At 36.8% G+C, this 14,146-nt stretch carries 9 protein-coding genes and 1 tRNA gene; 6 read left to right on the forward strand and 4 right to left on the reverse strand.

Going from position 1 to position 14,146, the window contains the following annotated elements:
* Nucleotides 1–485: 485 nt before the first annotated feature.
* The 3 genes from ACP6PK_RS07725 to ACP6PK_RS07735 all read left to right on the forward strand — a co-directional run bounded on the left by ACP6PK_RS07725 (nt 486) and on the right by ACP6PK_RS07735 (nt 4,188).
* Nucleotides 486–929 carry a hypothetical protein gene (locus tag ACP6PK_RS07725; RefSeq protein WP_426559118.1) on the forward strand — a complete coding sequence of 148 codons (444 nt, stop codon included), beginning with the start codon at nt 486–488 and terminating at the stop codon, nt 927–929.
* Between the two features lie 929 nt (nt 930–1,858).
* On the forward strand, nt 1,859–1,984 hold the full coding sequence (locus ACP6PK_RS07730) for a hypothetical protein (protein ID WP_426559119.1): 126 nt from the start codon (nt 1,859–1,861) through the stop codon (nt 1,982–1,984).
* Between the two features lie 350 nt (nt 1,985–2,334).
* Nucleotides 2,335–4,188, forward strand: coding sequence for an nSTAND1 domain-containing NTPase (locus ACP6PK_RS07735; RefSeq protein WP_426559120.1), 1,854 nt, complete (start codon nt 2,335–2,337; stop codon nt 4,186–4,188).
* 389 nt (nt 4,189–4,577) lie between these two features.
* Here the strand turns inward: ACP6PK_RS07735 and ACP6PK_RS07740 are convergent, their stop codons facing one another.
* Both ACP6PK_RS07740 and ACP6PK_RS07745 read right to left on the reverse strand, forming a co-directional pair.
* Nucleotides 4,578–4,907, reverse strand: a complete 330-nt coding sequence (locus ACP6PK_RS07740) for a XisI protein (protein WP_094673613.1) — start codon at nt 4,905–4,907, stop codon at nt 4,578–4,580.
* Nucleotides 4,908–5,179: 272 nt separating this feature from the next.
* On the reverse strand, nt 5,180–5,350 hold the full coding sequence (locus ACP6PK_RS07745) for an element excision factor XisH family protein (protein WP_094673614.1): 171 nt from the start codon (nt 5,348–5,350) through the stop codon (nt 5,180–5,182).
* A 312-nt stretch (nt 5,351–5,662) separates the two neighbouring features.
* Here ACP6PK_RS07745 and ACP6PK_RS07750 point away from each other — a divergent pair, with 312 nt between their 5' ends.
* Nucleotides 5,663–5,854 (forward strand): hypothetical protein, encoded by a 192-nt coding sequence (locus ACP6PK_RS07750; protein WP_371357409.1) that lies wholly within the window; start codon nt 5,663–5,665, stop codon nt 5,852–5,854.
* A 498-nt stretch (nt 5,855–6,352) separates the two neighbouring features.
* On the opposite strand, the gene ACP6PK_RS07755 is transcribed toward ACP6PK_RS07750, so the two are convergent.
* Nucleotides 6,353–6,423: transfer RNA gene (locus tag ACP6PK_RS07755), tRNA-Gly, on the reverse strand.
* A 76-nt stretch (nt 6,424–6,499) separates the two neighbouring features.
* Nucleotides 6,500–10,015, reverse strand: a complete 3,516-nt coding sequence (locus tag ACP6PK_RS07760; RefSeq protein WP_426559121.1) for a response regulator — start codon at nt 10,013–10,015, stop codon at nt 6,500–6,502.
* A gap of 2,073 nt (nt 10,016–12,088) precedes the next feature.
* On the opposite strand from ACP6PK_RS07760, the gene ACP6PK_RS07765 reads away from it, so the two are divergent.
* Nucleotides 12,089–12,769, forward strand: coding sequence for a GNAT family N-acetyltransferase (locus tag ACP6PK_RS07765; protein ID WP_426559122.1), 681 nt, complete (start codon nt 12,089–12,091; stop codon nt 12,767–12,769).
* A gap of 737 nt (nt 12,770–13,506) precedes the next feature.
* The gene (locus tag ACP6PK_RS07770) at nt 13,507–13,950 is read left to right on the forward strand and encodes a hypothetical protein (RefSeq protein ID WP_426559123.1); all 444 of its coding nucleotides are present in this window, start codon (nt 13,507–13,509) and stop codon (nt 13,948–13,950) included.
* Nucleotides 13,951–14,146: the final 196 nt, after the last annotated feature.

Here is a 14,146-nt window from a genome sequence, read left to right on the forward strand (position 1 = left end):
ATCTAGTTTCACTGGATTTACGATTACCAGGTAAACTGCTAAGGGTAAAAATTAAGCTGATTTAGTCAGCTTTGGAAAGTAAGTTTTCTTGGGAATTGTAGGAAAAGTTGTGAGAGAGCCTGCATGATTTACTGCCAAAAGTACGGCTACATCAGGGTTGCATCCTAAACTTCGCTACAGGTAACAAGAAAAATACTTGATGGACTGTTTTTATAAGTCGGTCGAGGTACTAGCTGCGGTTTACCGGACTTCGCGTCTTTCACCTACTTTCTCTCTGTTGCTTATAAAAGTATTTTTTTTGTTTCACAGTATGTACTGTACTTACTCTATAGTTACTATAGTACAGTACATATTATTGATTGTCAAGGTATTTTTACAGTATGTACTGTACTTATTGTGTGCAAAGGCTAGTACAGTACATACTGTTCAGTGATAACAAACTGTACAAATTTTTTTTACTATGGGGATATAATGGAGTAAAATTTATGGATAATACAGTACAGTCAGCCCATACCATGCCCAGAAGAAAACGCGATGGGAGCAAAATTATTTCCGTCTATATGTCACCAGAACTACATCAATCTGTAAAACTGGCAGCAACTTTTGATGGCATGACCATGCAGGATTGGGTTGTAAGTAGTTTGATAGAGACCTTGAAACAAAGGCCAGAAATCACCTTGCCAATAGCAAGCCAGAGCGATGATAGTAATGGTTCTTATCTTGCTGAAGAAGAAGGCCATGAAGAAACTAACGGCCACCACGCCCCACAACAAGTCAAAGTCGTCAAACCAAGAAAGCACCACAAAACATACAAGGGCAAGGTAGGGGAGCTACTAACAGAACTAGCAGGTAATCAAGTCAAAGTCAGCTTTGATGGTGAAGAGAAAGCTTTTTATAGTGATGAATTAGAGCTAGTAGAAACTGAGTAGGAGCGATCGCTCATACCAAAAAAAACTAGCTTTAAGAGATGGGGATACCCAAACTCAGATAGAGCAAGGTATTCAGCAAGAGACACCTCCCCCTATTTATATACATAAAACAGACAAGGTGGAGGAGTCCGAAACCCTTTCCACTAGATGGTAATAGCCCTTTTTTTTAGACCGCCATTAAAACTAGGTGATTAGGTTGGGTTTTTTGGCAATCCAGATGTATTTAGGTGTAGTAGAGTCACTCTTGAAGGTTTAAACCTTCAAGGAAAGCAAGTAAAGAAAATCTTTCACAATCCAGGTCTTTTTAGGTGTAGTAGAGTCACTATTGAAGGTTTAAACCTTCCCCGAAAGCAAAGTAAATCTTTTCCTTAAATTGAACTGCGAAAAATCTTTCACAATCCAACCAAAAAAAGATTGAGGCTAGTTAGATTTCTCTGACTAGCCTCAATCTTTTCGCATCAACTCTATCTCAGTTTGTAAAAACCAAAAACCATCTTGACGGACTTTTTGTTGAATAAAAAAATCAGCAGTTAAACACAATAAATCATAATAATTATCTCAAAAAAAGTAAAACAAAAAAATATTATTTTTGTAATACTACTTCTTCATACCGCTGCGGATACTTTTTTCTACCCTTAAAAAAATCAAAGATGGCAGTAGATGGCAGTAAGGTGGCAGTAAAGATAACAAATCAGGTCAAAACTATATACGTAAAGACTTACAGACTATAAAGAATAAAAAGGTGGCAGTAATAGATATATGGATTAAAACCTATATACATCAATCCTTACATCTAAAAGGTGGCAAGGTGGCAGTACACCATTCTCGTTCTCTTTGAGGGAATGTATTATTGATAGAATTCTAAAACAGTGTAAAGTACACGCATAAAAGACTCTAAGCCTTCATTCTTGCTTGCTACTGCTAGAACCTTGATAGAAAAGTTAGTATATGAAGCACTGAAAGTATTGGTTTTAGGTAAAAAGTCCCGACATGATATTGTTTTGGCTTTTCGTTCGCCTTTTGTACGACAATTTTCTGATTTTTCTGTTAACTAGAAATTGTTAAATTAGTAGGTTGGGTTGAGGTACGAAACCCAACTACTACTATAGTAATAGGTTGTAATATTTTATCGTAGGGGTTTGGTTTCCAAACCGAAACCCAAGGGATTTGGAGACCAAACCCCTACAGTTTTTTCACAAATTATTTACGATTGCTATGATGTTTCATTAAATAAATTTGACTTGATTAGCACTTACCCAGAAACCGGGTTTATCGACGAAAATTCCTGGTTTAAAAGTAATCAATAAAATAAACCCGGTTTCTTATTTTGGTGTGTATTTGTTGGGTTTCGCTGTCGCTCTACCCAACCTACAATAATATAATTTTAAAATTAATAGGAGTTGTTATGGGAAAGTTAGTTACTCTCAATATTGATGGTGAATTTCCACGGGGTTTTTCGGTGCGGTGTGAAATTTCCCAGGATGTAGATTCGATAAATAATGAACCATTGTTAGCCATGGCTAGCAAGTCAGCACATTTACCTTCACATTCGGAAATTTTGGAGCAGTATCGTTATTGGCAAAGTTTATATCTAAATTTAGAGTTCTTTTTTTCTAACCGTATAAGAATTAAACCTGGTTTGACTAATTTTTCGGATCGGGATAAAAATGATGCTTTTAAAGCTTGTAAAAAGGCAGCTAATTTATTAGCGAAAACTTTCAATATTTGGTTACGTTCCCCCGATTTTCAACCGATAGAAATTTTGCTTCGGAATAATTTGGATAAGTCGGAAAGTACGAGAATTTTATTGGCAACTGAAAATCATTGGTTGCGACGTTTGCCTTGGCATGAATGGGATTTATTGAAGGATTTTCCGAAGGCTGAAATTTCTATCGCTTCTCCTAATTTTCAACGAGTTAATACAACAATAAAATCAGACAAACAAGACAAGATAAAAATTTTAGTTATTTTGGGAGATAATGTCGGAACTGATGCTGATAAAAAGGTGATTCGACAATTAATTCCTGATGCAGAAATTTGTTGGTTAATAGAACCTCAACGCTCAGAATTAGATGAACCTTTGTGGCAAGAATCTTGGGATATTTTGTTTTTTGCTGGTCATGGCAAAACTAAAGATAATGGCAGTATTGGTACGATTCAAATTAATGCTGAAGATAAGTTGACTATTTCTGAAATAAAAAATCATCTTTTACAAGCTGTTAAGTCTGGTTTAAAGTTGGCGATTTTTAATTGTTGTGATGGTTTGGGTTTGGCTTATCAATTAGCAGAAGGTGAGGATTTACATTTACCGCAAATTATTGTGATGCGGGAAAATTTACCTGTGGCTATTGCTCCGAAGTTTCTCCAATTTTTTCTGGAAAATTATACTCAAGGTTTATCTTTATATAGTTCTTTGCGGGAGAGTCGGCAAAGGTTACAAATATTAGAAAAGGATTTTCCTTGTGTGAGTTGGTTGCCTGTTTTATGTCAAAATCCTGCGGAAATTCCTCCCCGTTGGTTGGAGTTGGGAGGAAAAATTCAGAGTTCTCCCTATAAAGGATTGAGTGCTTTTACTGAAAATGATACTGAGATATTTTTTGGCAGGAAAGTGTTGACTAATTCTTTATTGTCAAAGCTGGAAAGTAAAAATTTAGTTGCTGTGATTGGTGCTTCGGGTAGTGGGAAATCTTCTTTGGTTGCTGCTGGTTTAATTCCTCAATTGTTGGCTCAAAAGACGAAAATTTTACCTCGTTTTGTGGTGAAAATTCGTCCTGGTTTTCCTCATCCGAATCCTTGGGAAAATTTGGCTGAGGAATTATTGATTGCTTCGGGGAGTGGGGACGGTACTATCAAACTGTGGAATTTTAACCGAGATGAGCTAATAGACAACGCTTGCAAGTGGATGAGCGACTACCTGAAAAATAACCCTAACTTAGAAGAAAAAGAACGACATCTTTGCGGTGAAATAGAGCCTTCAGCCACAGCATTCTTTTTAAAAGGTGAGAAATTAGCAGCAGAGGGAAAGCTTGAGGAAGCAGTTTCTCAGTTTCAACAAGCAGTAAAACTTGACTCTAACTTCAGTTTAAATGCAGCAACAAATCTGTTACGAATAGGTAGGAAATTAATAAGAGAAAATCAGAGAGTTGAGTTAGGTATTACTCTATTGAAGCAAGCTCAAACATGGGAGCCAGATATTGATCTAAATCCAGATACTGAGGAGATAGATAGAGATGCAGAACAATTGATAATTGATAATTGATAATTGATAATTACCTCTTGTTAAAAACGTTCTTGATTGGATATAACGAAATACCCGCCCCCAAGAAACAGAGTAAAAGTGTGTCAAGAGGAAGTTAAGTAGGCTAGAGATTGCCACGGGGGGCGTATCGGGAGTAACCAAAACCCTTGCTTTTCCCACCCCCCTCGCAATGACAACCTCTCTGTCATTGCGAGACGGTGAGTAAAACAGTTAAGCTTCTGGGAAAGCAATTAACTTAGTCGAAGCAATCTCTTTAGCTTAACTGTTAGACTAGAGATTGCCACGGGGGAGCGTATGGGGAGTAACCAAAACTCTTGCTTTCCCCACCCCCCTCGCAATGACAGTAAATTAATTTTCGGAGGCGATCGCCTTTTCTTCAGAGGATAAAATTAAGTAGCTATTTCCAAATAATTTTGATGTTGAGGATGTATAAAATTCAAACTAATATTCTCCTGAGAAATTCCCATTTCTACCAACTTTTCTACTATTGATTCTTCCGTATCATTACATTGAATAATAATACTATCCCCAACAATATCAATATGCACAGCACATTGATGAATACGCTTATATTTGTACCATCCCACCCACAAAACCAGATAACGCATTCTTTCATCATCAAAAATTAACTCAATTTGCGAATCTTCATCCTTGAGATATTCATATTCACAGAGAATTTTTTTCACACATTGCCTGTAAAAATCTATTGTATTATTCATTGTAAATCTGACTCCGATTCTTGAGTAGGGGAGTAGGGGAGTAGGGGAGAGATAAACATAAGAATAATTATCGAAAAAGTTTTTATCTCTGTGTTAATTACTTAATAATTGAAGTATCATCTAAGTACAACATTACTTTTGGTAATTGGTATAAAGTTTTCTATCTGATTCAACAGGAGGTACTGATAACTGATAACTGATAACTGATAACTGAAATTACCAATAGCTTTTTCCAGTTCTGTTACTTGGGAATCTGTAATAAAACTCTTGACTTATACGGCTATTTTATCACAATTTTTTTCAGCAGCAATAATTCTTTCAGCACCTAAATCAATAGAAAGTTTAGGATCGGATTTAAGAACATAAGGATCGTGAGAAATCTTCCACCCTTCTCCGATTAAAGCAGATTTAACCAGATAATGATAGGTATCTTTTCGAGACATATTGAGTTATTTTAATTTTGCCTATAAACTATAATATAATATACCCAAACTACTATCATAAAAAAACAAATGAAAGCCATTGAAACAACAGGAACTCTGGATTAAAAAGGGCAATTATTTCTAGACCAACCCATTGAAAATTCAACCCCAGTAAAAGTGCGAGTTATCCTACTTTTCCCGAAGTAACAGAAGAAAATGAAGCCGATCCAGACGATACTCCCGTCGCAGAAATAAAAGCTAGTCTCAGAAGAGCATTGCAAGAAGCAAAATCTGGACAACGCATTCCCCTTTCTGAAATGTGGGAGGGAATAGATGTCGAATAATACTCCTATAGTTGAGATTGACTTAACACCAGAATATAAAAGAAATTTGCGTAAACTCTCCAAAAAATATCGTCGTATCCGGTTAGATACTCAACCAGTTATTGAAGAAATACAAAGAGGTAATTTTCTGGGCGTAGGGCAACAGCCCGTGGCGCAGCCATCGCCTCACCGGAATAGGTGAAGAATTTTTCATCTTAAAAGTAAGAGTTAAAAATAGCAACATTCAAAAAGGGAAAAGCGCTGGTTATCGACTTATCTATCAAGTTGAGTCAGAAACTAGCGTACTTCTATTAACAATTTACTCTAAAACGGAGCAAGAAGATATTAGTCCTAATGAAATTCGTAGTATCTTAGCTGAGTTTTATGCTTCAGAGGAGTCGCTTCCCGAAGAGGATGGATAAATGAACTTGAATTTGATAGTTTCTTATAGCAGTTTTCATGCTTGATAGACCACAGTCAATCTGCACCGGGGGGCATGATGGAATATTTGTTGATGTCGCAAGTTGAGGAGCTAGAACTTTTAATACTAGCCTTGGACTCCTGTACGGGGTAATGGCCATTCGCCCCTACGACTCCTGACTCCTACAGCAGTTTTGTGGTTTACTCAACTGAAAAGCGCTGTAAGTTTGAAGCTTTTGAGGAAAGAAGAGTATCAGATCCATCCACATATTTAGGTAAAAGCGGGTAGGGGGAATCGAACCCCCATCATTAGCTTGGAAGGCTAAGGTTTTACCACTAAACTATACCCGCATCCATTTATTTAATATAGCACAGTTTCTCAAAATTGCAACTAAATCAGAAAAAAAATATTTTGGCCTTATCAAGGTTAACTTATGGGACTTCGACTTACCACAAAGCCCAAAATATCTTCATCTATGCCTTTTAGCTTTAAAGCTCCGTAGTTCCTCACCATCCGACTATCCAGATATTGGGCCACTGTTGCGGATACCAAAATTGTATTTGGCTCTGCTGCCTCCTGTAAACGGGCTGCAATATTTACAGATGGACCAATAGCTGTATAATCAGACCGCTCTGGACCACCAAACATCCCCACTACAGCATTTCCCTGATGAATTCCACAACGAAACCTCACGGGAGGCACCCCATTCTCTCCAATTAACCCCAGACTTTGCCAGCGCTCATTCAACTTATCCAAAGCTTTCAACATTGCCTGAGCTGAAGCTACTGCCCTTCGTACTTGCTCCTGTGCAGTCAACTCTTCAGGTGAGCCATAAATTGCCATCACAGCATCCCCCACAAATTTATCCACAGTACCACCATTAGCAAAAATAGCTCTTGTCATTTCTGCCAAATATTCATTTAATAATTCTGCGATACGAGACGACTGCAAAATATTTGACATCCGAGTAAAACCCACAATATCACTAAATAAAACTGTAACTAACCTTGGTTCTGGTGTCAAATCTAAAGCTAATTCTCCTTGTGCTGCTCGTTGCACCATTTCCGGTGGTAAAAACCGCCTTAAAACTGATTCGGTTAAGTAAGAATTCAACTTTTGTACCTGTCGCTCATTCTCTTTCAAAACCAACAAATTTCTTACTTCTGCTAACAATTCTCTATCATTAAACGGTTTTGATAAATAAGCATCTGCCCCTCTTTCCACACCTTCAATTCTAGTATCTTCATCTGCTTTAGCAGTTAACAAAATAATTGGCGTACCACGCAATTGTTGTTCTTCTCTAATCATTTTAATTAAATCCAAACCAGACACAACTGGCATCATTAAATCCGTTATGATTACATGAGGATGATGAATTTTTGCAACTTCAAATCCTTCAGCTCCATCCCTAGCTAACACCACATTCAAATTAGATTTTCGCAGAATTCTTGACACATAGCTTCTCAAATCTGGATTATCATCTACCACCAAAATAGTCCCTACTCCCATATCACCAGAATTAACTGTACTAATATTTTCTTGTTGGTCTACAGCTTGTAACTCCTCCGCTTCTTCTAACTCTGCTTCCACATCCGCCAACTCAACAGCTAACTTAGTAGCATCAAATTCGGCAGGTATTTCTGATACTTGTGATACAGGTAAATGGGTACTTCCTGTTGGCAACAAAACTTGAAAAGTAGTACCTTTACCATAAACTGATTCTACAGTTATTTGACCACCATGAAGTTCTATTAATTCTTTGACTAAAGCCAAACCTAAACCGCTGCCTTCATAAGAACGATTTGCTGAACCTTCTGCTTGCCGAAATCTTTCAAATAAAAAGGGAATTTGTTCTTGACGAATGCCAATGCCAGTATCTTCTACCTGTAATAAACAACCTTTTCCAGCAGACTCAATTGAAATCGTAATACTACCTCCAGCAGGAGTAAATTTCATAGCATTTGAGAGCAAATTGTAGATAACTTTATCAAATTTTTCTATATCTAAATATACTGGTGGGCAATCATCATCACTAAAGTTTGTAACTAGGTTTATTTCTTTTTTCTGGCAGTAGGGAGCAAATGACTCAACAATATTATGACAAAGATCCACAAGACTACAGGGGCGAAAACAAGGCTGCATTCGTCCTGCATCAAGTCTTTGCAAATCTAGTAATTGATTAACTAATCTTAATAGACGACGGGAATTACGCAGAGCGATCGTAGCAGGTTCTAGAGGTAAATCTTGTTTGTAGTTCACTGCCTCCTCTAATAATCCGATCATTAGAGTCAGAGGAGTACGAAACTCATGGGATATATTCTGGAAAAATTCTGTTTTGAGGCGGTCTGCTTCAATCAGTCTTTCTGCTTGTTCTCTGGTGGTTTGATAAAGACGGGATTGTTGAACAGCGATCGCCGCTTGGGAAGCTACTGCCTCAGCTAGTTCAATTTCTGAAGTTTCCCATTGGCGTTCAAAAGAATTGTGGCGTAGAGAAATACTGCCAATAATTTCACCATCAACAGTAAGGGGTACAACCATCAAAGCACGAGCATTAAAGCGTAAGGGAAGTTCATCTTCATTAAATTCTCGATATTTATTTAGATCGCTCAGTGCCACCGTTTTTTTAGTTTTTAGCAATTCTATTAAAACAGGATTACTGCTAATGGGAACAACTGACTGAGGTAAGTTCATTGGACTCAATAAGTTGTCATCATTAGAAATTTCTGCCCCAACTACAGATTCATCTGGTAGAGGTTCAGCTTCAGTAGCACTAACTGATGATTGAGCTTGAGCATCATATAACCCGACACAGTGAACATATTCATCAGTTTCTGTCCACAACGAGAGAACGCAACCATCTACTTGCAATGCTTGTCCTAACTGCTGAGTGATGGCAGCAAAAATATCTTTAGGGTTAAGACTAGAGCGAATCACAGTCGTGATGGTATTGACCAGACTTTCTCGTTGGGCAAGACTTCTCAGTTGTTCATAAGCACGAGCTTGAGATAGAGCTAGAGCAGCTTGATCGGCAACTGTAATTAATAGTTGAACTTCATGATCTTGCCAGTGGCGGTATTCTCCACACTGGTGCAGTGCTAAAACTGCAATTAAGTCTAATCGGGAAAATAGAGGCACAATCAGACTAGAACAGATATCTGCTGCTAGGTAAGCTTGTCGGCGTTGTTGAAGTTCTACAGTCTCTCCCTTGAGCCTTTCATGATTTTGGATATCTGAAATGATTTCTACAGTATCTGTTTCCCAGATAATATGAGGCCAAATTTCTTCTGGTATTTTAGGGGGATAATTGTTGGTTGATTGTTCAGAGTTATGTTCTTGATTCTGATACACAACAAACCATTCGTCTCCTCCATGAATATCTTGAAAAGGACAACAGATCGCCAAACTCACTTCAAACATTTGACCAATACTTTCTACTATCCTTTGAAGCATCTGCCGATAATTTGGCGCAGAGCGAATAGTATTAGTAACTGCGTATAGGAGAGATTCTTGCTGAAGGGCACGACGTAGTTCGTCAGTGTGGGATTTGAGGACATTGTGGGTATCAACTCCCTGCTTGACTAATGCTTTGAGTTCCTCAGCATTCCAAGGTTTAGTCAGATATTTAAAGACTTTACCAGAGTTGATGGCTTCTACTAAGTCTTCTACATCTGTATAGCCAGTTAAAATAATCCTAATAGTATCAGGATATTTGTCAGCAGTAAGACTTAAGAATTCTGTACCACTCATTTTGGGCATTCGCTGATCTGAAATAATTACAGCGACTACCCCAGATTTTTCCAGAATTTCTAGTGCTTCTGGCCCACTTTCGGCTCGCAGCACCTTGTAGTCTCGGAAAAAGGTGCGGTAAAGAAGGTCTAAATTATCTGGTTCGTCATCGACAACCAAAATTTTCGGTTTAGGTTTTCTTTGTCTCAAACTCATGCACCGCTCTCCGTGCTTTCAGGGCAGTTATGATGAATTATGCTGATTTGGGCACAGATGGATATAACTCCATTCTGCTTCGAGACCGATTTAAGGATGGCCTTTTATACTATTAATCAATCAAGAAGCCTCTTAACTTCACTTTGGTATTTGCCCTAGTGAAAAAGGCTACTTCAATGGTAATAGTTGTTATTGAAGAAGGAGTCAGGAGAAAGAATCAATATGAGAGGATTCAAACTCCAAGGAATTGCAGACACCGCGGGTGACGGTGGGGATTGATACCTCATAAGGCTTCTACCCAGGAGCCAGCTCCTCGGAGCCTGCGCCCAAAAAATTCTACTGACTCCCAGCCGAAGGCTGTTAAAACTTCAGTCTATTAAGTTCATAATATCTATACATGAGTATTTATTCCCAAGATTTAATTCTTGAAGATTTTCTAATATTTTTTTGAATTTAGAACAAAAACTGTTTACATTTGTAACAAAATCCACCCAAATTTCCTATCTTTTATGAATTTTTAATCTTTATCGCCATATTACTCTTCTCGCATATAGTCAATTATCAGTGGCCTTTTTTTTTGTTCTCAACTACCCCCTTAATTTATTATACTAAAACCTGTCGGAGAACTTCTTAAGATAATTTGTTAATCTTAACCAGTTTCCGTGCAAAAATTAAGATTTATCTTTGTCTAGGCTTTAATCTTAAAATTTTAGCAGAATATCTGCATTGTCAGGTCGATTTTCTACTATTACTAACATGAAAAGCGACACAATAGAAGAGGAGTCCTATGAAAATACTGATTTGCAGGATCGATTAGAAGGTTCTTGGTATTCAGTTTATTCCTTCAATTTCTCAATAGTAAACCATCACATCTAGACACATAATAACTACTATTCCAAACCACTTTTTTTTCCAAATCAACTTTTTGAAGTTTCTTTTTCTCCAGAATGCTACGCAAAAATCAAGAAAATTGTTAGACAAAAGTCTGCTAGTTCTTATCTTAATTAAGTTGACTTACTTAACTTTTTTTGTCGTTTGTCTTGAAAGAGTATCTGTATATAGTCAGCTTTACCATTAAATTCTCTCAGTTTACAATTGCTCTTTTCTAGAGTCTTAAAAATTTTTTAGTCAATAATAGCTAACATTTATTTTTCAATAAAAGTGATGGCAATTATTTAAAAAAATCTAGATACCGCTTTTTACAACTTTTTCTAAGGGGTATTTCATTAATTGATAATTGATAATTGATAATTACCTCTGGTTAAAATCTTACGGGAATTGAAGATGAGGAAATATTATTTCTTCTCTTGGTCGATTGGATATGGCGTTAACAAAGTGGCTCTGTTAAGAGCGGGAGACCCGCTCCTACGGACCCGCTTCGCTAACGCCATCCCATCCTGACGGAATGCTGCGCAAACGACCGCTTTTTTCCCCTATCCAAGGGGAGGCTTTAAACCAGAATTATTTAATTATTAATTATTAATAATTAATAATTCGGTAAATATCTCAATTTGAAGTGTAAACATAAAAATAAATAAAAAATTATTCCGAGAATTTTCTAGTCTGCGATTCATTAATTCAGTTTTTTAATATAGGTAAAATAATTCCTAACATTCACAGATATCATTGAAGGTCAATTTAAGTCATTTTGTTTCAGAAAATTGTTTTAGAGTCTCTGAATGAAATGTAATATAGCAATCCCCAAAAAGCGTGAGGTACAAAATTTTAGGTTTGAGGGAACACTTAACTGGGAACAAAAAGACAAAAATATAACTGTACCTCATAAGCTTGGGAAACGCTATATTAAACTGGGTTCTAATATCATGTCCGGATGAACACTTATAAATAATTATGGAGGAGTTAGAATTCAGGAGGAAAAAATATATCGGGAGGAATAGAAAGTTTTTTTATTGCTAATTAAGCAGGAATGATCTAACTTAGTAGAGGTAATTAATTTGTAATAAATGAGGAAGCAAACCCCTTGATAAATAATGTTTGTTGACATCTCCCAAAATGAATTGCATTGGGTACTTCATTATAAATATTTATATAGATATAGCTTGTGAGTGTATTGTGAACCCTTTCTTTTTTTCCTCAAACTCTGTTAAACGTCAAATCGGAAAATCCGATCAATTTGACTTTTCAATCCGCATTGCTAAACCACAGGATATCAAGAGTATTTCCGAAGTCTTGACTAATAGTTTTCATTCTCGTGAAGGAATGATGAGCTATGTTTATCCTTTTTTACGACTAAGTATTTACGAAGATTTACGAAATCGTATCCGTTCTAAAGGTGAGCATTATTTATGTATTGTTGCTATGGTTCTGAAAGATACTAAGTCTACTGAGGATTTATCTGGTATTGAAGGCCAGGATTTGGTGGGAACTGTGGAAATTAGTGTACGATCGCTTCAGCGAAACGTAGTTTTATCGCTTCAGCAGAATGGACTTTTATCCCTCAATCCTTGGCAGTTAGATGATTTTGAGTATGTTTATTTGTCAAATTTGGCTGTTGATGCTGATTATCGAGGATTGGGAATTGCTCAACAGTTATTAAATTTTTGTGAGCATAGGGTGTTAGAATGGGGGTTTTGTGACTTATACCTTCATGTATTAGAAAATAATCATAGTGCCCGGAGACTTTATGATAAAGCTGGTTACAGATTACAAGAAGTTGAGTGGACTTTTGGCTCTCTACTATTTGGGCAACCCCGAAAGTTACTTTTGCGTAAATCTTTTTCAGGTAAGATTTAAGTCTCAAGAATAATACGAATTCCCCAAAATAATGCAAAACCTTGCTCAATACTTCAGTTATTAAGTAATAAGTAAGGTTAAGAAATTTTTTTAACGATTCTAGTCAAATAGCAAAGATATATTATTCGGTCTAACCATACTCCTTCCGACCTAATATCAGGAAGAGATAGCAATAGTTTTAAGATTTGGTCTAAGTTATTTAGCTTTTGACAATTAGATGAGAAAAATTGGGCTTGAGTATTATTTACCGAAATAATTAATAATTAAATAATTAAATAATTAAATAATTAGATAATTAGATAATTCACGCCTTGAAGCCTCCCCTTTCAAGGGGAAAAAGCGGTCGATAGATGGCGTTTAGCGTTCCGCACAACGCGCGTTAACGCTACGCGACATGTTTGCGGAGCATTCCCTATACGAAAAAGCGTTTCGCGGAGCGACATGAAACGCGGCTCTGCAAGAGCGGGTTTCCTGCTCTTAACAGAGCCACTCCTTTAACGCCATATCTAATCGACCAAGAGAAATAAATCTTTTCCTTATTCGTCAATCCTCTCCCTAAAAGGGAGAGGGAATTATCAATTATCAATTAATGAAAATACAGCCAGCTTTTTCCCAAACAAAATTTTGGTTTAATTAACTAACTATAAATTTAGATAAATTATTTTTTTGAGGAAGGGTAATTTTTTGATATTCTTATCAAGACTTACTATTTATTGAATTCTTCAACAAGGAAAAACATGAAAAGTTTTATGACTGAGTTTTTCAGCAGTGTGTGGTATAACTTATCACAACAAATATCTAAGTTAGTAGTTGCATTAGTAGCAACATTTGTTTTACTGTTGCTTGGCACAATTTTTATACCAGTACCTTTCGCCCATGCAGCAATGGTCCTATACTGTGATGGACTGGATGCTGGTGGTAATCCTTATACAGCAACCTATGTAGATGGATTGTTTACTGAAGTCCGGTTTGATCGTTCTCCAGATTTACCCCCTGTAGTCTCGGAATTAACCTACGATACTGTCAATGAGCAAGGTCAACCAATTTACCGAGGTGGTTACTTGGGAGCTGCAGATGTAGTTCTTATCGATACATCAGGAGGTAATGTCAAACCTGGTTCGGAAGTATCAGTAGCAGTTGATAATAATTGGAACCAAGAAAGGGGTATTTGTGGAGTCTAATAAGTAAGTTTTAGGGTGTGTCAGTTACTTGCACAGTCTAAATTTTTATTGGATTGAGTTAAGAAATCCTCATTCCTTAATTACCAAAATTTTCAGGTAATTCTATCTCAAAGTTTCTCAGCAAAAAAGCAAATTCATCTGTAATTTCTTCAATTATTTTCGTAGTAGGTTTTCCGGCTCCGTGACCTGCTTTAGT

This window comes from Dapis hubbardiae BLCC-M172 (genome assembly GCF_050016015.1).
Lineage (GTDB): Bacteria > Cyanobacteriota > Cyanobacteriia > Cyanobacteriales > Microcoleaceae > Trichodesmium.